The sequence below is a fragment of the Mesorhizobium sp. M0047 genome, from assembly GCF_040323315.1.
In the GTDB taxonomy this organism is placed as follows: domain Bacteria; phylum Pseudomonadota; class Alphaproteobacteria; order Rhizobiales; family Rhizobiaceae; genus Mesorhizobium.
On sequence record NZ_JAMYUW010000037.1, the window covers coordinates 20,251 to 41,809 of the forward strand.

The 21,559-nt window shown below is 63.3% G+C and carries 19 protein-coding genes and 1 tRNA gene; 4 read left to right on the forward strand and 16 right to left on the reverse strand.

From position 1 onward, the window contains the following. Positions 1-10: 10 nt before the first annotated feature. The 8 genes from NKJ89_RS27060 to NKJ89_RS27095 all read right to left on the reverse strand — a co-directional run bounded on the left by NKJ89_RS27060 (position 11) and on the right by NKJ89_RS27095 (position 8,732). Positions 11-1,666 (reverse strand): ABC transporter ATP-binding protein, encoded by a 1,656-nt coding sequence (locus NKJ89_RS27060; protein WP_352607092.1) that lies wholly within the window; start codon positions 1,664-1,666, stop codon positions 11-13. Continuing rightward, entirely contained in the window at positions 1,663-2,508 is an 846-nt protein-coding gene (locus NKJ89_RS27065) for an ABC transporter permease (protein WP_352607094.1), read from the reverse strand. The genes NKJ89_RS27060 and NKJ89_RS27065 overlap by 4 nt, the downstream gene beginning before the upstream one ends. A gap of 2 nt (positions 2,509-2,510) precedes the next feature. Then, the gene (locus tag NKJ89_RS27070; RefSeq protein ID WP_352607096.1) at positions 2,511-3,461 is read right to left on the reverse strand and encodes an ABC transporter permease; all 951 of its coding nucleotides are present in this window, start codon (positions 3,459-3,461) and stop codon (positions 2,511-2,513) included. An 86-nt stretch (positions 3,462-3,547) separates the two neighbouring features. Next, positions 3,548-5,158 (reverse strand): ABC transporter substrate-binding protein, encoded by a 1,611-nt coding sequence (locus tag NKJ89_RS27075; RefSeq protein ID WP_352607098.1) that lies wholly within the window; start codon positions 5,156-5,158, stop codon positions 3,548-3,550. A 65-nt stretch (positions 5,159-5,223) separates the two neighbouring features. Then, positions 5,224-5,916, reverse strand: a complete 693-nt coding sequence (locus tag NKJ89_RS27080) for an HAD-IA family hydrolase (protein ID WP_502898136.1) — start codon at positions 5,914-5,916, stop codon at positions 5,224-5,226. Positions 5,917-6,183: 267 nt separating this feature from the next. Then, positions 6,184-7,557 (reverse strand): aspartate aminotransferase family protein, encoded by a 1,374-nt coding sequence (locus NKJ89_RS27085; RefSeq protein ID WP_352607101.1) that lies wholly within the window; start codon positions 7,555-7,557, stop codon positions 6,184-6,186. A 13-nt stretch (positions 7,558-7,570) separates the two neighbouring features. After that, entirely contained in the window at positions 7,571-8,410 is an 840-nt protein-coding gene (locus NKJ89_RS27090) for a GNAT family N-acetyltransferase (protein ID WP_352607103.1), read from the reverse strand. A 181-nt stretch (positions 8,411-8,591) separates the two neighbouring features. Further along, a complete protein-coding gene (locus NKJ89_RS27095; protein ID WP_352607105.1) occupies positions 8,592-8,732 on the reverse strand; it encodes a hypothetical protein in 141 nt (46 codons plus the stop codon). Between NKJ89_RS27095 and NKJ89_RS27100 the strand changes: the two genes are divergently transcribed. Both NKJ89_RS27100 and NKJ89_RS27105 read left to right on the forward strand, forming a co-directional pair. Further along, positions 8,731-9,399, forward strand: coding sequence for a haloacid dehalogenase type II (locus tag NKJ89_RS27100; protein WP_352607107.1), 669 nt, complete (start codon positions 8,731-8,733; stop codon positions 9,397-9,399). The genes NKJ89_RS27095 and NKJ89_RS27100 overlap by 2 nt on opposite strands. Positions 9,400-9,415: 16 nt before the next feature. Then, positions 9,416-10,690, forward strand: coding sequence for an NAD(P)/FAD-dependent oxidoreductase (locus tag NKJ89_RS27105; protein WP_352607109.1), 1,275 nt, complete (start codon positions 9,416-9,418; stop codon positions 10,688-10,690). A 30-nt stretch (positions 10,691-10,720) separates the two neighbouring features. Here the strand turns inward: NKJ89_RS27105 and NKJ89_RS27110 are convergent, their stop codons facing one another. From NKJ89_RS27110 to argE, 6 genes are all read right to left on the reverse strand, one after another. After that, positions 10,721-12,178 carry an NAD-dependent succinate-semialdehyde dehydrogenase gene (locus tag NKJ89_RS27110; RefSeq protein WP_352607111.1) on the reverse strand — a complete coding sequence of 486 codons (1,458 nt, stop codon included), beginning with the start codon at positions 12,176-12,178 and terminating at the stop codon, positions 10,721-10,723. A gap of 18 nt (positions 12,179-12,196) precedes the next feature. Further along, on the reverse strand, positions 12,197-13,240 hold the full coding sequence (locus tag NKJ89_RS27115) for a tartrate dehydrogenase (protein ID WP_352607113.1): 1,044 nt from the start codon (positions 13,238-13,240) through the stop codon (positions 12,197-12,199). Between the two features lie 10 nt (positions 13,241-13,250). Further along, positions 13,251-14,714 (reverse strand): aldehyde dehydrogenase family protein, encoded by a 1,464-nt coding sequence (locus NKJ89_RS27120; RefSeq protein WP_352607115.1) that lies wholly within the window; start codon positions 14,712-14,714, stop codon positions 13,251-13,253. 149 nt (positions 14,715-14,863) lie between these two features. Next, complete coding sequence (locus NKJ89_RS27125) at positions 14,864-15,217, reverse strand: cupin domain-containing protein (RefSeq protein WP_352607157.1); 354 nt, start codon at positions 15,215-15,217, stop codon at positions 14,864-14,866. A gap of 23 nt (positions 15,218-15,240) precedes the next feature. After that, positions 15,241-16,164, reverse strand: a complete 924-nt coding sequence (locus NKJ89_RS27130; protein WP_352607117.1) for a 2-hydroxyacid dehydrogenase — start codon at positions 16,162-16,164, stop codon at positions 15,241-15,243. Positions 16,165-16,177: 13 nt separating this feature from the next. Then, entirely contained in the window at positions 16,178-17,302 is a 1,125-nt protein-coding gene (argE, locus tag NKJ89_RS27135) for an acetylornithine deacetylase (protein ID WP_352607119.1), read from the reverse strand. Between the two features lie 223 nt (positions 17,303-17,525). On the opposite strand from argE, the gene NKJ89_RS27140 reads away from it, so the two are divergent. Beyond that, complete coding sequence (locus NKJ89_RS27140; protein WP_352607121.1) at positions 17,526-18,422, forward strand: GNAT family N-acetyltransferase; 897 nt, start codon at positions 17,526-17,528, stop codon at positions 18,420-18,422. Positions 18,423-18,821: 399 nt separating this feature from the next. Here the strand turns inward: NKJ89_RS27140 and NKJ89_RS27145 are convergent. Then, positions 18,822-18,898, reverse strand: a tRNA-Arg gene (locus NKJ89_RS27145). 86 nt (positions 18,899-18,984) lie between these two features. Further along, complete coding sequence (locus NKJ89_RS27150; RefSeq protein WP_023757280.1) at positions 18,985-20,148, reverse strand: M20 aminoacylase family protein; 1,164 nt, start codon at positions 20,146-20,148, stop codon at positions 18,985-18,987. A 213-nt stretch (positions 20,149-20,361) separates the two neighbouring features. On the opposite strand from NKJ89_RS27150, the gene NKJ89_RS27155 reads away from it, so the two are divergent. Continuing rightward, the gene (locus tag NKJ89_RS27155) at positions 20,362-21,525 is read left to right on the forward strand and encodes a D-alanyl-D-alanine carboxypeptidase family protein (protein ID WP_352607123.1); all 1,164 of its coding nucleotides are present in this window, start codon (positions 20,362-20,364) and stop codon (positions 21,523-21,525) included. Positions 21,526-21,559 lie beyond the last annotated feature (34 nt).

Here is a 21,559-nt window from a genome sequence, read left to right on the forward strand (position 1 = left end):
TGCCGTTTCGTCAGCGATGGCCGTACTGGCTGACCAACTCGGGGTCGCGGACGAGGCCGTCGAGCCACGTCGGATCGAGCTTAGGCACGGAGGAGAACAAAAGCTTGGAATAGGGGTGGGTGGGCGCCTTCAGCTTGTCGGGCGTGATCTGCTCCACCCGTTCGCCATTGTACATAACCATGATTTCGTCGCAGATCGCTTCGACGACCGAGAGGTCGTGGCTGATGAAAATGTAGGAAAGGCCCAACTCGCGCTGCAACTCCTTGAGCAGTTCGATTACGGCGGCCGCCACCACGGTGTCGAGCGCCGAGGTGATCTCGTCGCAGATGATGAGCTTGGGTCCGGCCGCCAGGGCGCGCGCGAAGTTCACGCGCTGCTTCTGGCCGCCCGAGAGCTCCGACGGGCGACGGTAGCGTAGCGTCCTGGGCAGGCGGACCATGTCGAGAAGTTCATCGACGCGCTTCGAGCGCGCCTGCCTGTCCAGCCGGTGATAGAAGGCCAGCGGCCGGGAGATGATGTCCTCCACAGCCTTGGCCGGATTGAGCGCGGTATCGGCATACTGGAACACGATCTGCATCTCGCGCAACTGGTCCTGGCTGCGTTTCCCGGAGGCGCGCTCCAGTTGCTTGCCGTCGAAAACGATGTCGCCGGCCGCCGCCGGATGGATGCCGGCGATGACGCGCGCGAGCGTCGATTTTCCGCAGCCGGATTCGCCGATGATGCCAAGGTTGCGTCCCTTCTCGACAACCAGGCTGACGGAATCGACAGCGCGGATGAGCGGCAGTCCGTCATCGCGCACCGCGCCATAACCTGCCGTCACATTGTCGATGCGTAGCAACGGCTTCACGGCGGCTTCCGCGTCCGCATGCGCTTGCCGCGGCTTCGGTTCGAAGGCAGCCAACAGTTCGCGCGTATAGGGATGCTGGGCAGCCGTAAGAATCTGAGCCGTGGTGCCGGTCTCCTGCACCTCGCCACCCTTGAGCACAACAATGCGGTCGGCGATCTGGGCGACGACAGCGAGGTCGTGCGAAACGTAGACACCCGCTATCCCGCCCGCCCGCATGACCGACTTGAAGGCCTTTAGCACGTCGATCTGTGTCGTCACATCGAGAGCCGTCGTCGGCTCGTCGAAGATCATCAGCTTGGGATCGCCGATGAGCGCCATGGCCGCAGACAGCCGCTGCAATTGCCCGCCCGAAACCTGGTGCGGATAACGCGCGCCGATTCCGTCCGGATCCGGCAGCGACAAGGCCCTGAACAGTTTAACCGCGCGCTTTCGCGCCTGCTCGGGGGACATCAGTCCGTGGATGCGCGTAACCTCGATCACCTGCTCCATAATGGTGGACGAGGGGTTGAAGGAAGCCGCGGCACTTTGCGGAACGTAGGCAATGACGGTGCCGCGCAACCTGGCGCGTTCCTTTTCGGAAAGTGCCGCCAAGTTCTTGCCGTTGACATTGATGTCGCCGCCAGTGATGCGGCAGCCAGGTCGCGCATAGCCCATGAGCGAAAGCGCCACCGTCGTCTTGCCGGAGCCGCTCTCGCCGATCAGGGCGACGATTTCGCCATCGGCGATGTCGAGGCTGACGCCCTTGATGATTTCGACGACGCGTCCGGCATCGGTCGTCGCCTCGATCTGCAAGTTCCTGACCTCGACGAGATTGGTCATGCGTCCCTGTCCCTGATCTTCTGCGGCAGGTTGTCGATCAGCAGGTTGACGCTGATGGTGAGGCTGGCGATCGCCAGCGACGGAACGATGACGGCGGGCGCCGCGAAGGGCAGGCCGCCGATGTTCTCGCGCACCAGCGCGCCCCAGTCAGCGAGCGGCGGCTGCAGGCCGAGGCCGAGGAAGGACAGGCCGGAGAGCAAGAGCACGATGAAGACGAAACGCAGGCCGAAGTCGGCCAGCACCGGGCGGATGATGTTGGGCAGGATTTCGGATCCGATGAGATAGAAGGTGCTTTCGCCACGGACGCGAGCGACAGTCATGAAGTCCATGGTGTTGATGTTGACGGCGAGCGCCCGCGCGAAACGGTAGGCGCCGGGGATATAGATGACGGCGAGCGTCATGATCAGCGCCGGGATCGACGAGCCGACCGCGGCGACGACCACAAGGCCAAACAGCTTGCTGGGGATGGAGTTCATCGCGTCGAGGAAGCGGCTGAGACAGCTGTCGAACCATCCGCCGGTGACGGCCGCGATCATCCCCAGTACCACGCCCGAGAAGCAGGCGATGACGACGGCGGCGAGCGATATGCCGACGGTGTAGCGCGCGCCCATCAGCACCCGCGAGAGCATGTCGCGTCCCAGATAGTCTGAGCCGAGCCACAGGCCCTGACGCATCGGGCCGAAATAATCGTCGTCGACGATGTCGCCGATTGAATGGGGAGTGATGGAAGGCGCGAAGATGGCGATCAGTGTCCACGCCACGATGACCAGCGAGGCCACGACGCCCACGAGATTGTAGCTATGGCCTAGGAAGGACCGTCGGGAAGCTGCCGCGCGCGCCATCGTCACCTCAGCCTCGGGTTGGACATGATGGCGATGATGTCGGCAACCGTGATGAGCAAGAGGTAGCCGAGGCAGAAGATCGTCGCGCAGCTCTGGATCAGCGGCAGGTCGCGGGTCGCGACCGCATCGACCATAAGCTTGGCGATGCCGGGATAGTTGAAGATCGTCTCCACGATGATGACGCCGCCGACCAGATAAGACAGTGATAGCGCAACCGCGTTGACGATCGGCCCGAGTGCATTGGGAAGCGCGTGCTTGAGCACCATGCGGCTGCGCGAGGCGCCTTTGAGAAGCGCCATCTCGACATAGGGGGTGGAGAGCGTTTCGAGCACGGCGGCGCGGGTCATGCGGATCATCTGAGCGGAGATGACGAAGGTCAGCGTGATCACCGGCATCGCATAGATGCGTGCGAGGTCGGTCAGCGAATGCGCCTCGTTGACCGAGGACAGCGCCGGCAGCCATTTGAGATAAACGGCGAAAAGCAGGACCGCGAGGGTCGCGACCATGAATTCCGGCACGGAGATGACGCCGATCGAAAGGACAGTGACGGTGCGGTCGTAGAGGGAACCGCGCAACATGGCAGAGGTGATCCCCAGCGTCAGCGCCAGCGGTACCGAGAGCAGCGTGGTGATGCCGGCAAGCTCCATGGTGTTGACGAAGCGCCCGCCGATCAGCGCCGCGACAGGCATTTCATTGGCGTAGGAGGTGCCGAGATCGCCGTGCAACAGGCCGAGAAGCCAGCGCAGGAAGCGCAGGATTGCCGGATCGTTTAGATGCATGGCCTCGCGCAAGCCGGCAACCGCCTCGGGGGTAGCCGCCTGGCCAAGCAGGATCGACGCGGTGTCACCGGGCAGCATGCTGGTGGCGAAAAAAACGGCGAACAGAACGATCAGAAGTGTAACGACCGCGATTGCCAGCCGCTTCAGCACGAGGTTGAAAACCCCAGATGTCATGGAAGCGCTCCTGCGGTTGCGTTCGGCCAAGCCATGTTGCGCAAGTGGTGCCGGGGACCAGTTGGCCGGTCCCCGGCTGGCGCGTCTCAGGCTTCAAGCCAGAGATATTCCGCCATTGCGTAGCCCATCATGCCACCGAGCGGGTTCGCCTCCAAACCCTTCACCTTGCTGGAGAGGGCATCGACGTTGGAAATGTAGGCCGGGATGATGGTGCCGGCCTCCTCGGAGACCATGGTCTGCATCTGGCCGTAGATTTCCTTGCGCTTGGCCTGGTCGAGCGAGCCGCGCGCCTCGATCATCAGCTTGTCGAACTTCTCGGACTTGTACTGGCTTTCGTTCCAAGGCGCGTTGGAGGCGTAGAGGAGCGAGAACAGAATGTCCGGCGTCGGGCGTGGATTGATGTTGCCGAAATGGATCGGCGCCTTGAGCCAATAATTGTCCCAATAGCCGTCGGACGGTACGCGCTGGACGTCCAGCTTCATGCCGATGTCCGCGCCGGCGGCCTGGATGATCGTCGCCATGTCGATGGACGAGGTCGCGGCATCGGAGGCGACCACTGGGATGGACTGGCCGAGCAGGCCCGACTTCTTGAAGTGGAACTTGGCCTTGTCCGGGTCGAAAGCCTTCGGCTTGAGGTCGGCATTGTGGAAGATGTTCGCCGGCGAGACGGGCTGGTCGTTGCCGACTTCGCCAAGGCCGCGCAATGCCGATTTGACGATCTGCTCGCGGTTGACGAGGTATTTCATGCCGGCCACGAAGTCGGCCTTATTGCCCGGATCCATGTCGAGCCGAATGTTGAGGTCCGTGTAGTTGCCCGAGGTCGTCTTCGACAATTCGAAGCCCTGCTGGCCGCCGATGAGCTTCATCGCGCGCGGATTGATCGAGGCGGCGAAGTTGATGTCACCGGAAAGCAGAGCGTTGACGCGGGCGCTGTCGTCGCTGATGGCGATGAATTCGAACGAGTCGAGATAGGGCTTGCCCGACTTCCAGTAATTCTTGTTCTTGGTGACGACCGACCGCACGCCCGGTTCGAACGTTTGCAGCACGAAGGCGCCGGTGCCGTTGCCCTTGGAGAAGTCGGTGGTGCCATCCTGGACGATCATGAAGTGATGCAGCGCCAGGATCGTCGGGAGGTCGGCATTCGGGTCGGCAAGCGCGATTTCGACGGTCGATTTGTCGACCGCCTTGAAGCCAGTCATCTGCGCGGCGATCTTGGCGACCTTGGAGCCAACCGATTTGTCGAGATGGCGCTTCAGCGAGTAGATAACGTCTTGTGCAGTGAGGTCCTTGCCGTCGTGGAAGGTGACGCCCTTGCGCAGCTTCACGGTCCAGGTCTTGGCGTCCTTGCTGTCGAAGCTTTCAGCCAGTTCCATCTGCGTGACGCCGTCCTTGTCGAGGAAAGTAAGGCGGTTGTAGAGCGAGCAGCAGCGGACATAGTCGGTAGAGAGCGATGCCTTCGCCGGATCGAGCGTGTCGGCGGTCGAGGACGACCAGCCGGCGGCCTTGAAACTGCCGCCGGAAGCCGGCGTGGCGGCGACGGCATTCGTGGCGCGGCCGAGCACCAGGCTACCCGCGGCAATCGCGGCTCCACCGGCCAGCAACATCTTGAGGAGTTCGCGGCGGCTCGCGCCCCGCCGAATGGCGTTTTCGACCATGGCATCGTCTGCACCGGTCCAGTTCGTGATCTTATCGGTCATATCATTCCCCTTTCTGTTTGTTTTTCCGGTTCGCTCGTCTTGCTGCGGCTTTTCCGGGGTTGGGCTCAGCTTCGTTCCTTCAGGCTTTCCCGCACGGCCGCCGCCAACGCGGCCATCAAGGTGAAGTGGTAGTCGGGCACGGTGAAGCGCTCTGGCTCGATCGTGCCGCCATAGCCCTTCTGGGCATGCCGACGCTCGATCCAGCAATTGGTCAAGCCAAGCGCGCGAGATATGCCGATATCGTGATATTGGCTTTGCGCGACATGCAGGATGTCATCCTTGCTGTCGCCCCTGGAGGCCACGAAATCGAAGACCTTCCGGAAAAATGCTGGGTCTGGTTTCTCCGTGCCCGTATCGTCGGCCGTGAAGGTGGCGAAGAAGGGCGATCCCAGTTGTTTCTCAAAATGATCTAGCGCCCAGCGCCGGGCGTTGGTCATGGCGATCAATCTGTGCGATTTCGCAAGGTCCGCCAATGCTGCGGCGCTGTCTGGGAAACCTGTCCAAATGCTGGCGGAATCCCGCAGCCGTACGCCATATTTTTCCTCGGCGGGCAGGCCGAGCCGCCGCGCAATGAGCATGTACACACGTGCGAGATCGTCGGGGAATAGCCCGGCACCAGGCATGTAGCGGGCCTGCCGATACAAGGCCAGTGCGGCTTCGCCATCGATGGAAACGCCGGCTTCGGCGGCAATCGCGGCTAGGCAGGTTGTTATACCGCCTTCGAAGTCGATCAGCGTGCCGACGACATCGAAGGTCATGTATTTGAACTCGCTAAAGTCCCTGGCCAAACCTGGCTCTCCTCTGCGCGCGGCCGAATTGCATGTGTTGAACAGAACATAATTCCGTGCTGTCCGGGGCGTCGGTCTTTTTCGAAGGCTCTGAAATTCGGGCCTTCTGGCCTTGTCTTATGAGCAGTCTGGCACTTCCCCCGCGCTGGATTCGCCGAAAAGGCGTGAGGAGGCGGCACAAAATTGCGAAATCGTCTGCCCCGGCGATATTTCGAGACACGACATATTTCGCCGCCTTCATGCCATCACGTGGCGGACATCGGGATCGGCCAGCGTCTGGTCGAGGGTCCGGCGCGTGCGCTCGATGATCGCATCGATGTCGCTGTCGGTGCAGCAGAGCGGCGGTGCATAGCCGAGAACCCCATGCGCAAAGGCACGGATGATGAGGCCGTTGTCCCAGGCCCTGTCGAAGATGCGCCGCGCCGGCATGGCCGACGCCGGAAGCGGTGTCTTCTTCTGTTTGTCGACCACCAGTTCGATCGCGGCAAGCATGCCGCGGCCGCGTACCTCGCCGACCAACGGATGGTCGCTCAGGCTTGCCAGTCCAGCCATCAGGCGGGCGCCGGCCTTGATACCATTCTCCAGAAGGCCGTCTTCGTAGAGTTTCAAGACTTCGAGTGCGACTGCGGCGCTGACGGGATGGGCGGAATAGGTGTAGCCATGTCCGACCGTCGCGCTGCCCGCGGCATCGGCGATGACGTCATAGACATGATCGGACATGAATACCGCGCCCATCGGAACATAACCCGAGGTCAACCCCTTCGCGGTCGTCATGAAGTCGGGAATGATCTCTTCGTCCGTGCAGGCGAACAGGGGTCCGGTGCGGCCGAACCCAGTGATGACCTCGTCGGCGATAAACAGGATGCCATACTCGCGGCAGAGCTCGCGCATCGCCTTGATCCAGCCTTTCGGCGGGACGATTACTCCGCCCGAACCTTGGATCGGCTCGGCGTAGAAGGCGGCAACCCGCTCAGGACCGATCGCCTCGATCTTCGCCTTCAGCGCGCCGAGCGATGCGGCGATGATCGCGCTCCCGTTGTCACCCACCGGGTTGCGATAGGGATAGGGGGAGGGGACCTTGTGCTGCCATTCGAAGGGAATGCCAAAACCGGCGTGAAAGGTAGGCAGGGCGGTCAGGCCCGCGCCAACCACCGACGACCCGTGATAACCCTGCTCGATGGAAATGAACTGGTCGCGTTGCGGCTCGCCCCTGGCATTCCAGTAGTAGCGGACGAAACGGATCGTGCTGTCGACCGCGTCCGACCCGCCAAGCGTGAAAAAGACGTGATTGAGGTCGCCTGGCGCGCGCTCGGCCAGCTCCGAGGCGAGCCGAATGGCCGGCTCCGAACCGAGGTCGAAATAGGCGGTGGCGTAGGGAAGCTCGCGCATCTGCCTGGCCGCCGCCTCGACGATGCTGTCGTGGCCGTAGCCGGCATTGACGCACCACAGCCCCGCGAAGCCGTCGAGAAGCTGCCGGCCGGAGGCATCGGTCACGGTCGCTCCCTTCGCTGATTTCAGCACACGTACGCCAAGCGCCTTATGACCACGGTATGAAGAGACCGGATGGATGAGATGAGCGCGATCGAGTTCGATCAGGGAATTGGCGAGCATTGTTGTTCTCCGGCTAGCCTAGCGCCTGGTTGGCGAGGGCGTAAACTTTTGGCCTGGCGTGTTCCACGTCATTCTTCGGCGGACGGTCCATGGCCACGCCGCCGCCGACATGGGCGAGGCCGATTTCCTCGAGCCAGCCGGCTATGCCGGTCCCGCTGCCGGTATCCACGCGCAGGAAGGCGCCGAGACGCGACGTGGCGAAGAAGCCGATCAGGTCTTTGGCGGCCTCCGCGCTTCCCGCGATGACCGGACCGATCACCTCGCCGCGTCCGAACGGGCGGATCGCGGCATAGGCCTCGATGGCGCCATCGCGGCGGATGACGGCGAATTGCCCGCGCTCGGCCAGCGCATCGATCAAAGCTTCACGGTCGGCGCCGTAGGCGTCGCGGTCCAGCGCCTTGATTTCCGGGAGATCGGCGATGCCTGCGGCTTCCACGCCATCGGGCGCGCCAAGCCTGGCAACGCTGCCCTGATGTTGCCGGATCGTACCGGACGGCACGAAGCCGAGCTTTTCATAGAGAGGCATGCCGTCCGCTGTCGCGACGAGCCGTAGCGGGCGGTCCTCGGCAAGGGCGAAGGCCTGTTCCATGAGCCGGCGCCCGACCCCCTTGCCCCGCACATTCCTGTCGACGATCACCATGTTGATCATGGCGCAATCCGTGCCGTAGGGCGTTACCAGGATGGTTCCGGTGACGCGGCCCTGATGGTCAAGCGCGACCGCACCGTTCGAGAGCTGCAGCGCCATCTGCCAATCCTGCGCGCGATGCGGCCAATTCTCCTGGCGAGAAAGCATTACGGCTCCCTCGATATGGTCGGGCCCGAAGGCCTGGAGTTCGATGTCGCCCTGCTGCATGAGGCATCCTTCCGTCTAGTGCCCAAGTCTCGGCCATCGGCGCGCCTCAGATCATCTGAAGGCTCTGGCTTCGGCGGTATCTTTCGCCGTAGCGCGAGGGGTGTGCCGCATCTTGTGCTGGCGCAGTCCGCGGCGGAGGCGCTTCACGCCGATCGCGGCGCCGCGATCGGCAAGCCAGATGCTACAGCGTGCCAAACCAGATGGCGGATACGGAACTTTCTGCTTTCGTGAGGGCGATTTCGGTCAGGTGGATCGCCGGCTGCCGTCCTATGATGAAATACATCCCTGCACGGATGTATTTCCACCGGAGATCGACGAACATGGCTTCCTTCAGGCCCAAATACATTACCTTCGATTGCTATGGCACGTTGACCTTTTTTCAGATGGCGGAAGCGGCGCGCGACCTCTACGGCAGCCGCCTCGACGAACCGCGCATGCAGGAGTTCATCAAGAACTTCTCGGCCTATCGGCTTGACGAGATCATGGGCGACTGGAAGCCGTATGCCGACGTCATCCACAACGCGCTCGAGCGCACCTGCAAGCGCAACGGTGTTGCCTTCAACGCCGACGACGCGAGGATGGTCTACGAGCGCGTCCCGACCTGGGGGCCTCACGCCGACGTTCCGGCCGGCCTGGCGAAGGTCGCCAGGGAGATTCCGCTGGTCATCCTGTCCAATGCGATGGATGCGCAGATCATGTCCAATGTCGATAAGCTCGGTGCGCCGTTCCATGCCGTCTACACGGCTGAGCAAGCGCAGGCCTACAAGCCCCGTTTCAAGGCCTTCGAATACATGTTCGACAGGCTGGGCTGCGGCCCGCAGGATGTTCTTCACTGCTCGTCTTCGTTCCGCTACGACCTGATGTCGGCACATGATCTCGGCATCAAAAACAAGGTATGGGTCAACCGTGGCCACGAACCGGCCAACCCGTACTATGGCTATGTCGAGATATCGGACATTTCGGGTCTTGCAGGCGTGGTCGGTCTCTGAAACAGGCGGATTGCCAATGAAGTTCGTCTCCTACTGGCACGACACCGCCCCAGTCTTTTCCGGCGGGGCGCAAGGCCCGGTCGAGGGACACTACGATGCCGCCATCATCGGCGGCGGCTTCACCGGCCTTGCCGCCGCACACCGACTGGCAAAGGCCGGCGCGAAGGTGATCGTGCTGGAGGCGGAGCGGGTGGGCTGGGGCGCATCCGGGCGCAACGGCGGGCACCTCAACAACGGCCTCGCCCACAGCTACCTCTCCGCCAAGGCGGAACTCGGCAAGGATCGCGCAATCGCGCTTTACCGGGCACTGGACGATTCCGTCGACACCATAGAGGCGCTGGTCGCGGAGGAAGGCATCGATTGCAATTTCCGCCGCGCCGGCAAGCTGAAGCTCGCCTCCAAGCCGCAGCATTTTGATGCGATCGCCCGCAACTTCGAAGCCCTCCATGCCGAGGTGGATCCGGATACGGCGCTGCTGTCGGCGGCTGATCTCAAGTCCGAGATCGCTTCGCCCTTCCACGGCGCGATGCTGTCGAAGAAGAGCGCCATGATGCATATGGGCCGCTATGTGGCGGGTCTTGCCACTGCAGCCGCCCGCCACGGCGCCGCCATCCACGAGAATGCGGCGGTGACCGACCGCAAGCAGGCTGGCAAGCGGCATGAGCTGACCACTTCCCGAGGCCAGATCAGCGCCGACAATGTGCTGGTGGCGACCGGCGCCTACACCACACCCAATTTCGATTATTTCCGCCGCAGGATCATCTCCGTTGGCAGCTTCATCATCGCCACGCGCCCGCTGAGCGACGCCGAGATCGCCGCGACGATGCCGGGCAACAGGACATGCGTGACCTCGATGAACATCGGCAACTACTTCCGGCTCTCGCCTGACAAGCGCCTGATCTTCGGCGGCCGCGCACGCTTCTCTGCGACATCGGACCAGCGCTCCGATGCCAGGAGCGGACAGATCTTGCGGGCAGGCCTCGCGGCGATCTTTCCGCAGCTCGCCAAGGTCGAGATCGACTATTGCTGGGGTGGGCTGGTCGACATGACCAAGGACCGCTTTCCGCGGGCCGGTTACCATGACGGCGTCTGGTACGCGATGGGCTATTCCGGCCACGGCGCGCAGCTGTCCACGCATCTTGGCATGATCATGGCCGATGCCATGCTCGGCCGCGAGGACCGCAATCCGCTGAAGGGGCTCGAGTGGCTGTCCATTCCCGGCTATTCCGGCAAGCCCTGGTTCCTGCCGATGGTCGGCCTCTACTACAAAATGCTCGACCGGATTCAGTGATCGTCGATCCGGGGCTTCAGCCAAATTGCCTCAGCCCAGCCCACCGATGTGGAAGCTCTTCATCTCGAGATATTCCTCGATGCCGGCCTGCGCCCCTTCACGCCCGAGGCCGGACTGCTTGACGCCGCCGAAGGGGGCCACTTCCATCGACACGGAGCCGGTGTTGAGCCCCACCATGCCGAACTCCAGCGCCTCGCCGACGCGCCAGGCGCGTTTGAGGTTTTCGGTGTAGAAGTAGGAAGCAAGCCCGTAGGGCGTTCCGTTGGCCAGCGTGATCGCTTCCTCTTCCGTCTCGAAGCGGAAAAGTGGCGCGACCGGGCCGAACGTTTCCTCACCGGCAAGCTGCATCTCTTTTGTGGCGCCGGTCAGCACCAGCGGCGCGACATACTGAGGGCCGTCGGGCAACGCCGGCCTCGCGGTGATGATCGCAGCACCTTTGGCGAGCGCGTCCTCGACATGGCGGTTGATCTTCTCGACCGCCGCCATGTTGATCATCGGCCCGATAGCGACGCCGGGCTGCGTGCCCGGTCCCACCGTCATGGCGTTGACGCGGGCGGAAAGCCTCTCGGCGAAGGCTTCATAGACACCGGCCTGGACGAGGATGCGATTGGCGCAGACGCAGGTCTGGCCGCCATTGCGGAACTTGGAGACCAGCGCGCCCTCGATGGCGAGATCGAGGTCGGCGTCGTCGAAGACGATGAAGGGCGCGTTGCCGCCGAGTTCGAGGCTGAGCCGCTTCACGCTATCGGCCGCACCGCGCATCAGCAGCGAACCGACACGCGTCGAGCCGGTGAAGGAGATCTTGCGCACGGCCTCGTTCGCCATGATCTCGTTGCCGATCTCTGTGGGCATGCCGGTGACGATGTTGATGACACCGGCGGGGATGCCGGCGCGCTCGGCAAGCACGCCGAGCGCCAGCGCCGAATAGGGCGTGAACTCTGACGGCTTGATGACCACCGTGCAGCCGGCGGCCAGCGCCGGCGCGACCTTGCGGGTGATCATCGCATTGGGAAAGTTCCATGGTGTGATGATACCGCAAACGCCTACCGGTTCCTTCAGGACGATGATGCGGCGGTCGGACGTGGGCGAGGGGATTGTGTGGCCATTGATGCGGCGCGCCTCCTCCGCGAACCATTTGACGAAAGAAGCGCCGTAACGGATCTCGCCCCTGGCCTCGTCCAGCGGCTTGCCCTGTTCAGTCGTCAGGATCAACGCCAGATCGTCCAGGTGCGCCAGCATCAGCCCATGCCAGGCCTCCAGGAGGACTGCGCGCTCGGCGTTGGTTTTCTTTCTCCAATCGCGATAGGCGGAAGCCGCGGCCTCTATGGCCGCGCGGGCGTCCGGACCGGCCATGTCGGGCACCGTGCCGATCGCCGCCTGGGCCGCCGGATCGATGACGTCGACCGTCCTGCCGGAGCCGGCTGCGACCCACTGGCCGCCAATCAGGCCGGCTTCGCGGAAGAGACTTTTGTCCTTCAGGTTTTTCATCGAAAAACGACCTTGCAATCAGGTGAGGGAAGCGACGATGGCGGCCGTAATGGCCTCCGTCCGGTCCTTGCCGGGGATGGTGCCTATGCCCCTGGCGGTTGCGGCTTCGACCGCTTTCACAACGCGGTCGGCCGCAGTCTTTTCACCGAGATGATCGAGCATCATGGCGCCGGACCAGATGGCGGCTATCGGATTGGCGATGCCGAGATGGGCGATGTCGGGCGCCGAGCCGTGTACCGGCTCGAACATGGACGGCGCCGAGCGGCCGGGATTGATGTTGGCCGAGGCGGCGTAGCCGAGCCCGCCCTGGATCGCCGCGCCGATATCGGTCAGGATGTCGCCGAAGAGGTTGGAGGCGACGACCACGTCGAGGCTCTCCGGCGCCATGATCATGCGCGCTGCGAGCGCATCGACATGATAGCTGGTGACTTCGACATCAGGATAGTCCGCAGCCACCTTTCGCGTGATCTCGTCCCAGAACACCATCGAGTATTTCTGCGCGTTGGACTTCGTGACCGAGGCCACCTTGCCCCGACGCGACCGCGCCTGCTCGAAGCCGAAGCGCAGGATGCGCTCGACGCCGGCGCGGGTGAAGATCGAGGTCTCCACGGCGACCTCGTCCGGCGTGCCTTGATGCACGCGCCCGCCGGCACCGGAATATTCGCCTTCGGTGTTCTCGCGGATGCACAATATGTCGAAGTTTTCAGTGCGCAGCGGGCCGGTCACGCCCGGCAGCAGGCGGTGCGGCCGGATGTTTGCATATTGCACGAACGCCTTGCGAATCGGCAGCAGGAGACCGTGCAGCGAAACGGAATCCGGCACCTCCGCCGGCCAGCCGACGGCGCCGAGAAGAATGGCGTCGAAGCCGCGCAAGGTCTCGATGCCGTCCTCGGGCATCATACGGCCGGTTTCCTTGAAGAATTTGCAGGACCACGGGAATTCGGTTCCGGTCAAGGCAAAGCCCGCGCGTTTGGCTGCGGTCTCCAGCACCGTCCAGGCGGCGGCGGTCACATCGCTGCCGATGCCGTCACCGGGGATCAGGGCGATCGAATAGGACTTCATCGACATCTCTCTACAGGCTGATCAGGACGCTCTTGGTCCTGCGGTTGGCGTGATAGGCCTCGCGGCCGAGATCCTTGCCGATGCCGGAGCGCTTGTAGCCGCCGGTCGGCAGGATATGGTCGCGCGAGCGGCTGTAGCGGTTGACCCAGACAGTGCCGGCTTCGAGCTTGCGCGCGAAGCGGATCGTACGGGACAGGTCGGAGGTGAACAGGCCGGAAGCCAGCCCGTAGGTTGGATGGGTGGATAGCGCCAGCGCCTCCTCCTCGGTCTCGAAGGTCTGGATGGTCAGGACCGGGCCGAAGATCTCCTCGACGATCGCCGGATTGGGGTGGTCGACATTTGCGATCAGCGTCGGCTCATAGAAATAGCCGGGATTGTCAATGACGTTGCCGCCGGTCAGGCATTCGGCGCCTGCCTCGACCGCGGCCTTGACGATGCCGTCGATACGCGCCCGCTGCCGCTCCGAGATGACAGGCGAATACTGTGTCGCCTCGTCCCAGGTCGGGCCGGGCCGCACAGCTTTCATCCGCTCCAGGATGGCGGCCGTCAAATTGGCGGCCACGGTCCTCTCGACGATCAGGCGCGTGCCGGCCACGCAGGCCTGACCGGCATTGAAGGTGACGCTGCCGGCGATGGCCATTGCGGCCTTGTCCAGATCGGCATCGGCAAAAACGATCTGCGGGCTCTTGCCGCCGAGTTCCAGCGTCATCGGCTTGACGCCGGTGCGGGCGACATTCTCCATGATTGCCGATCCGGCGCGGGTCGAGCCGGTGAAGGAGATCTTGGCGATCTCGGGATGGCCGGTCAGCGCCGTGCCTGTCGTCGGACCGTCCCCCAGCACCACGTTCACGAGTCCTGCCGGCAGGCCCGCTCTAACGGCGAGTTGCGCCATAAAGACCGCCGAATAAGGCGTCATTTCCGACGGCTTGAGGATGACCGCATTGCCCGCGGCCAATGCGGGCGCAAGCTTCCATCCCGCCATCGAGATGGGAAAATTCCAGGGCGTGATCGCGCCGACCACGCCATAGGGCTCGCTCATGATCATGCCCAGACTGGCGTCGTCGGTCGGTACGAGCTCGCTGCCTTCCTTGTCTGCGAATTCGGCAAAGAAGCGGATCTGCTCGGCGGTGACAGCGATGTCGCCGGCAACGAGTTGGCCGATGGGCCGGGTGGAGCACAGCGCCTCGATCCTGGCCAGCGTTTGGGCTTCCGCCTCGATCAGGTCGGCCCAGGTCTGGAGTGCCTTCGTCCGTTCGCGCGGGCGAACACTACCCCAGTTGCTGGACTTCAGCGCCGCCTTGGCGCTTTCCACGGCACGGTCGACAATATCGACGCCGGCCACTGGGCAGGCGGCATACACCTTGCCGTCGGACGGCCGGCGCATCTCGATCGCATCCTCGGCCGCGATCAGCTCTCCCCCGATGAAATGGCCAACGGGAAGCGAAACGGCATCCGGGTCGAAGCTCAGGCCCATGGCACCCACTCTGGAATGTTCCGCGGGAGCCTAGCGCAGGCAGGAGCGCAGCATGCACCGTTCGACGATCGGTCGCGGATGATTGTTGTGCGCCGGCGATGACAGACGGCAAAATCTGTTGCGGAGGGCCGGCGCTTCGCCAGCTCCCGTTACCCTACAGTTGCGTAGATCTTGCGCACCGTTTCGATGGTCTTCCAAATCCCGGTGAAGCCAGGTTTCATCACGAAGCTGTCGCCGGCGCGGTAGGTCTCCGGCTTGCCGCCGTCCGGCGTGATTTCGATCACGCCGGCGAGGATGTGGCAGAACTCGAAAGTGTCGCCCTTGATCGCGCGCGTTTCCCCAGGCGTCGCTTCCCAGACGCCGGTGTGGACGAGATCGCCCTTGGCGACGTCCTGCGCCCAGGTCTTGAAGGCCGGGTTGCCGGAAATCAGCCGTTCGGGCAGCGCCCCGGATTCGCGCGGCTGGAAGGCAGGACTGGTATCGACGGTCTTGAGCAGGGACAAGGGATGGCCTTTCATGTTGAACTTCAATAGCCGCGCGACCGGTCGACGAGCCCGATGGGGTCAAGACCGGCGCGGTAACGCCTGATGTTTTCGACAACGGCCTGTGCGGCGCCGGCGGGCTGGGTGACGCTGGCGATATGCGGGGTCAGAATGATCTTCGGATGCGACCAGAACGGATGGCCCGCCGGCAGTGGTTCGGGATCTGTGACGTCGATCATCGCCGCCGAGAGTTGGCCGCGGTCGAGCGCGGCGAGAAGCGCCTCGTGGTCGAGCTGCGGCCCCCGGCCAGCGTGGACGAGCGCCGCCCCCTTGGGCAGCTTCGCAAACAGGTCGGCATCGAGGAAACCCCGCGTCTCCTCGGTCAGCGGCAGCAGGCAGACCAGTATGTCGCTGGCCGCGAGCATCTGTTCCAGCCCAGGCTCGCCATGATAACAGGTCACGCCCTCGATCTGCCGCGGCGAGCGGCTCCATCCGGCAAGTGGGAACCCGAAGGGCTTCAATCGGTCGAGGACGGCTTGGCCAAGGTGCCCGAGGCCGAGCACGCCGAGCCGGCGTGACCCGGCCTGAAGTTGCGCGATATCGTGCCATGCGCCGGCGCGCTGCTGCGCCAGATAGGCCGGCAGGTTGCGATGCAGCGCAAGCACGGCCAGCGTTACATACTCCTGCATCATGCGCACGATGCCTTCCTCCATCATGCGCACGATCTTCACGTTCGCAGGCACCGCATCGAGGCGAAACTGATCGACGCCGGCGCCGATGGAAAACAGGATTTCCAGGTTCCTGTAGCGGGCGAGCTTGTCCGGGACGGTCCAGCTGATCAGGTACCGCACGGCCTCGGGATCGACCGTTGCGGCATTGGTCGCGAAGGGGACGTCCGGCAGGTCTCTCGCGAAGACATCGGCGAAGATCGCCCCGCGGGGCGCATCCGAATTGAACAGGAATGTCATTCCGGCTGCCCCTTCACGTCGCGCAACGGGCGCCCAGTGTCTCGATCAATCGCTGGCAGGCGGCGAGTTCGCTGGCGAGAATGTATTCGTCCGGCTTGTGGGCGCGGTCTATGTCGCCGGGGCCGCAGATGATCGCCTCGAACCCCGCGGCCTGGTAGAGTCCGGCCTCTGTGCCGTAGCTGACGGCGGCGAGCGGCACCTCACCGGTCAATTCGCGCAGCAGTCCCGCAAGTGGCGCATCCTGCGGCAGCGACAGCGCCGGATAGGCGCTCATCGGTGTCCACTCGATGCGAAAGCCATTGGCCGCAAGGGCCTCTGCGCGCGCTCTTACAGGCGCCAGCAGGCTTGCCGGGTCGACGCCAGGTATGGCGCGTGCCTCCAGGTCCAGCGTGCAGGTGTCGGGGATGATGTTGACCTGATGTCCGCCCGCCACCACGCCCGCTTGCAACGAGGAGTAGGCCGGCTCGAAGGCGGAGTTGAACGGGCCGTGCGTCAGCCGCTCGGCTTCGTTCACAGTCGCGGTCAGCGCTTCGGACATCGCATGAATGGCGTTGAGCCCAAGATCAGGCCGTGAAGAATGGCCGGGGCGCCCTTTGATGGTTATACGGGCGGCCGCCTTGCCCTTGTGGCCGCGCACGGCGCGCATGCCGCTCGGCTCGCCGACGATGACGCCGAGTGGTTTTGCGCAAAGCTCGGGAAGCCGGGCTATCAGGTGTGGCACGCCGCGGCATCCCACCTCCTCGTCATAGGAGAAGGCGAGGTGGATTGGCCTGGCGAGGCGCAGCCCCGCCAGCATGGGCACGGCCGCGAGTGCCGCGGCAAGAAACCCCTTCATGTCCGTGGTGCCACGTCCGTAGAGCCGTTCGCCCTCCTTGCGCAGCGCAAAAGGCGCCGAACTCCATTGCGGCTCGCTGGCGGGAACAACGTCCATATGGCCGGACAGGATGTGGCCCGGGACATCGGCGGGGCCGATCGTCGCGAAAAGATTGGAACGATCGCCTTCCGGTCCCGGCAGCAAAGTGACCCGCGTGCTGTGCTGCGCGAGATAGGCCTCGATCCAGCCGGCAATATCGGCGTTCGGCTTGCCGGCGACCGATGGAAAGGCGACGAGACGATCGAGGATGTCGAAGACGTCCATTCCAGCCCTCAAAGCGTTTCGGGTTCGCCGGGATCGGTGCCGTCGACCATATGCTGCTAGATTTCCAGAGAGGATGCGCATTCTTTCGCGATTGCGTGCTGAAAGCTGAAATGTTTCAGTTGAATCTTGCGTTGCTGCGCGGCATTTGAGCAAATCTTACCGGTCTGCTCGTTTAGCGTGGCGGCAGAGAGTGGCCGCTCTGGCGTGGTAATCTTTCAGGGGCATGGACTTGAAGCCTTCCGAGAGCTTGAAAATCGATACCTTCTCGATGCGGATCGACGACATCCAAGGCGTTGAGTTGGATCGCTTGCACGCGCTATCGCTCTCCGTGGGATGGCCGCATCGCGCCGAGGATTGGCAGTTCTTGCGCCAATCGGGAGAGGGGTTCGTGGCACTCGACGAGATCGGCCGGGTTCTCGGCTCGGCCATGTGGTTCGCGCACGGCACCGACTTCGCAACCGTGGGCATGGTCATCACCTCGCCGCGGCTCCAGACGCTGGGGGCGGGGCAATGGCTGATGAAGCGGGTCTTCGACAGGGTAGTTGGCCGCGACTTGCGCCTCAATGCGACCAGGGCGGCACGGCGACTCTATCTCTCGCTCGACTTCCAGCCAGAGAAGACCGTTTATCATTGCCAGGGCATCGCCCGCCTGCAAACAACGGACAGGCCTATTCGAGGTGATGTCCGGACTTTGGAAGCCAGGGACATTCCCGCAGCAATAGCGCTCGACGCTGCAGGATTTGGCGTGAGGCGGGCGGCCCTCATCGAAAGGCTTTTCGCACACTCGGCCGGCTACGGTCTTTTCAAGGATGGCAGGCTGAGCGCATTCGCGCTCTGCCGGCCGTTCGGACGTGGCCACGTCGTGGGGCCGGTCGTGGCGGAAAGCGACGCCGACGCCGTGGTGATCGTCCGGCCGCACGTTGCCGACCATTCGGGGTCTTTCCTGCGGATCGACACCCACATGGACCATGGCGAGTTCGCTGCCTTTTTGTCGCACAGCGGAATGCCTGTTTTCGACACGGTGCTCACCATGTCGATGGGCAAACGCCTCGCCGATTTTGCCGTCCGCGGTGCAGTTGCACCGGTAACCTACGCCCTCGCCAGTCAAAGTCTCGGGTAATTCATCGGGTGATCGCGATCTCAGCCGCTACGCGAAGGATCGCCAGCGAGAGGGCGAGGGTGGAGCTCAACATGGATCATCTGCGAGAGCGCAAGAAGGAGAGCCTGAGAGCATTGGCCGCCTGAGCACCGTCATGTGTCCGCCGCTCCACTAAATACGGGAGCTGCGCCGCGGACACGCCGACGTCACAGCTACTGCCACGCCATTTTGCAGAACTCGACGCACACAACTGCGATAGCAGCTTCCGCAATCGTGCCTCCCCGCTTCGCCACGGATTTAGGCCCTTGATTCTTGGGTAGGCCTGCCAGGAGTCTGAAGGTCTAAGAAATTCGCCGTACCAAATTCGCAAAAAATTCGCAAAAAAATACGGCGGGTTTCTCGCTAAGTCCTTGAAAGAATTGGTGATCCCGACAGGAATCGAACCTGTGACCTACAGATTAGGAATCTGCCGCTCTATCCTACTGAGCTACGGGACCACGCGGCCAGACACATAGCCGCTTCGGATCGTTTCGCCAAGAGGCTGTCCGAATGCAATTCGGCCAGCCGTTTGCGCTGAAGACAATCAAGCGGCCAGCGCCGTTTCCGCCAGCTTCACCCAATAGCTCATGCCGTGCGGGATGGCCTCGTCATTGAAATCGTAGGCGGGGTTGTGGAGACCGGCGGTGTCGCCATTGCCGATGAAGATGAAGGCGCCTGGGCGGGCTTCCAGCATATAGGAGAAATCCTCGCCGCCCATCACCGGCTGGATGCCGCGGTGGACGTAGGCGTCACCGGCGACACCGATTGCGACATCGCTGGCAAAGATCGTTTCTTCCGCGTGGTTGAAAGTCACGGGGTAATTTGCCTGGTAGTCGACCTCGATCCTGGCCCCAAAGGCGGTCGCCAGCCCGGCACAGATGGTTCGGATGCGCTCTTCCGATTTTTTGGCGATTTCCTTGCGCAAGGTGCGCACCGTACCGGCGATTTCGGCGGTTTCCGGGATGATGTTGTAGGCATCGCCGGCGTGGAACTTGGTCACCGACACCACCACGGCCTCGACCGGGTCGGTGCTGCGCGAGGCGATCGTCTGCAAGGCGCCGACCAGTTGGCTGGTGATTACGATTGGGTCGATCGTGCCGTGCGGCATCGCCGCATGGCCGCCCTTGCCGCGCACGGTGATGGTGAATTCGGCCGTTGCGGCCATGATCGGGCCTGGGCGAATGGCGAACTGCCCGACAGGCAGGCCTGGCATATTGTGCATGCCGAATACTTTGGAAATGTCGAAACGGTCCATCATGCCGTCCTTGACCATCTCGTTGCCGCCGCCGCCACCTTCCTCCGCCGGCTGGAAGATCAGCGCGACGGAGCCGGTGAAGTTGCGGGTCTCGGCGAGGTATTTCGCGGCACCCAAAAGCATTGCCGTGTGGCCGTCATGGCCGCAGGCATGCATCTTGCCGGGGATGGTGGAGGCGTAGGGCTTGCCTGATATCTCGTTGAGCGGCAGCGCGTCCATGTCGGCGCGCAGGCCGATGGTGGGGCCTTCGCCCTGGCGGCCGCGGATGATGCCAACGACGCCGGTCTTGCCGAGACCGGTGACCACATCGTCGCAACCGAAGGCTTTCAGCTTCTCGGTGACGAAGGCAGCGGTCTTGAAGACGTCGAAGTTGAGTTCTGGCGTCTGGTGCAGATGCTGGCGCCAGCCGGCAACTTCGTCCTGCATTTCGGCGGCACGGTTCAGGATTGGCATGGTGGTTCCATCTCGCTGTTGGGACAGGCGGTGTTGTCCGCTGCTTGCAATTGTGATCGCCAGGCACTTTGCCATCTTGGCGTCACATAGGGTAAATAGCACCGCATCAATGCGATCCGGTTTTTGAGGGTCGGACCAATATGCTGGCGATCACGTAACGAAATCTTACGGAGCCAGGGGCGACTACGGCAAGAGGCGATTTCGGATTTGATCATGCGGCACAGGCATTTCCTCAAGCTATTCTCGGCTGGCACAATAGCGCTGTCGGTCCTGGTCGGGCCGGCGCTGGCCAATCCGGTTGTTGTGTTCGACCTCGGCAGCGGCAAGATCCTGCAGCATCAGGATGCATTCAAGCGCTGGTATCCGGCGTCGCTGAGCAAGCTGATGACCGCCTATGTGACCTTTCGGGCGATCGCGGCCGGCGAGGTTCAGCTCGATTCGCCGATCACGGTGACGAAACACTCCGCCTCCGAGCCGCCAAGCAAGATGGGATTCAAGCCAGGGTCCGTGATGCGGCTCGACAATGCGCTGAAGATGATGCTGGTCAAATCGGCCAACGACATCGCCATGGCCGTCGGCGAAAATGTCGGCGGTTCCCAGGCAGCCTTTGCCGATCGGATGAATGCCGAGGCGACCCGGCTTGGCATGAACGGCACGCATTTCGTCAATCCTAACGGGCTCTATTCGCCCGACCAGTACACGACGGCACGCGACCTCGCCGTCCTGGTGATGGCCATCCGGCGCGAGTTCCCGGAATATGCGTCCTGGTTTTCGATAGAAGGACTTGCCGTCGGCAAGAAGGCTATTCCCAACTACAATCTCTTGATCGGCCGTTATCCCGGCGCCGACGGCATGAAGACCGGCTTTGTCTGCCCCTCCGGCTTCAACATGATCGGGTCGGCGACCCGCAACGGGCGCACGCTGGTCGCGGTGGTGCTTGGCGAAAAGTCGGCGGTCACTCGTGCCGAGACCGCCGCGCGATTGCTGGACCAGGGATTTGACACGCCTGCCGCCGGCTCGGACACCGTCACCACGCTGGCGCCCTACGGCGATCTGGTCTCGCCCAACGACATGCATGACGAGATCTGCAAGAAGAAGGCGCGTCAGGAACAGTCCGAAGCGCCGCCAGTTGCTGCCAAGAACGTGCCGAAATCGACCTATCAGAAAAAGCTCGACCATGTGCCGACGCTGGTTGCCGTCGGCCTTGGCGGCGCCACGGGTCCAGCGCCGAAAGCTATTCTCGACCAGGGCGGCCAGGACTACGCCGACGTGCCTATTCCGAGTTGGCGGCCCGACAGACCGGCACCGGCCGGCCCGGGCCCGAAGATTGCCGGCTCCGCGGCGCAAGGCGACCAGCCGGTCAAGGTCGCGAACTAGAGCCCGATCCCGAACCGAAGGTCCGTGACAGCGA

What these genes read in the sequence shown, in the direction of transcription:
- NKJ89_RS27070 (WP_352607096.1), bottom strand. Translation starts at nt 3,461, where the DNA reads ATGACATCTGGGGTTTTCAACCTCGTGCTGAAGCGGCTGGCAATCGCG.
- NKJ89_RS27085 (WP_352607101.1), bottom strand. Translation starts at nt 7,557, where the DNA reads ATGCTCGCCAATTCCCTGATCGAACTCGATCGCGCTCATCTCATCCAT.
- NKJ89_RS27065 (WP_352607094.1), bottom strand. Translation starts at nt 2,508, where the DNA reads ATGGCGCGCGCGGCAGCTTCCCGACGGTCCTTCCTAGGCCATAGCTAC.
- NKJ89_RS27155 (WP_352607123.1), top strand. Translation starts at nt 20,362, where the DNA reads ATGCGGCACAGGCATTTCCTCAAGCTATTCTCGGCTGGCACAATAGCG.
- NKJ89_RS27115 (WP_352607113.1), bottom strand. Translation starts at nt 13,240, where the DNA reads ATGAAGTCCTATTCGATCGCCCTGATCCCCGGTGACGGCATCGGCAGC.
- NKJ89_RS27080 (WP_502898136.1), bottom strand. Translation starts at nt 5,916, where the DNA reads ATGACCTTCGATGTCGTCGGCACGCTGATCGACTTCGAAGGCGGTATA.
- NKJ89_RS27130 (WP_352607117.1), bottom strand. Translation starts at nt 16,164, where the DNA reads ATGACATTCCTGTTCAATTCGGATGCGCCCCGCGGGGCGATCTTCGCC.
- NKJ89_RS27105 (WP_352607109.1), top strand. Translation starts at nt 9,416, where the DNA reads ATGAAGTTCGTCTCCTACTGGCACGACACCGCCCCAGTCTTTTCCGGC.
- NKJ89_RS27095 (WP_352607105.1), bottom strand. Translation starts at nt 8,732, where the DNA reads ATGTTCGTCGATCTCCGGTGGAAATACATCCGTGCAGGGATGTATTTC.
- argE (WP_352607119.1), bottom strand. Translation starts at nt 17,302, where the DNA reads ATGGACGTCTTCGACATCCTCGATCGTCTCGTCGCCTTTCCATCGGTC.
- NKJ89_RS27060 (WP_352607092.1), bottom strand. Translation starts at nt 1,666, where the DNA reads ATGACCAATCTCGTCGAGGTCAGGAACTTGCAGATCGAGGCGACGACC.
- NKJ89_RS27110 (WP_352607111.1), bottom strand. Translation starts at nt 12,178, where the DNA reads ATGAAAAACCTGAAGGACAAAAGTCTCTTCCGCGAAGCCGGCCTGATT.
- NKJ89_RS27100 (WP_352607107.1), top strand. Translation starts at nt 8,731, where the DNA reads ATGGCTTCCTTCAGGCCCAAATACATTACCTTCGATTGCTATGGCACG.
- NKJ89_RS27075 (WP_352607098.1), bottom strand. Translation starts at nt 5,158, where the DNA reads ATGACCGATAAGATCACGAACTGGACCGGTGCAGACGATGCCATGGTC.
- NKJ89_RS27090 (WP_352607103.1), bottom strand. Translation starts at nt 8,410, where the DNA reads ATGCAGCAGGGCGACATCGAACTCCAGGCCTTCGGGCCCGACCATATC.
- NKJ89_RS27140 (WP_352607121.1), top strand. Translation starts at nt 17,526, where the DNA reads ATGGACTTGAAGCCTTCCGAGAGCTTGAAAATCGATACCTTCTCGATG.
- NKJ89_RS27150 (WP_023757280.1), bottom strand. Translation starts at nt 20,148, where the DNA reads ATGCCAATCCTGAACCGTGCCGCCGAAATGCAGGACGAAGTTGCCGGC.
- NKJ89_RS27120 (WP_352607115.1), bottom strand. Translation starts at nt 14,714, where the DNA reads ATGGGCCTGAGCTTCGACCCGGATGCCGTTTCGCTTCCCGTTGGCCAT.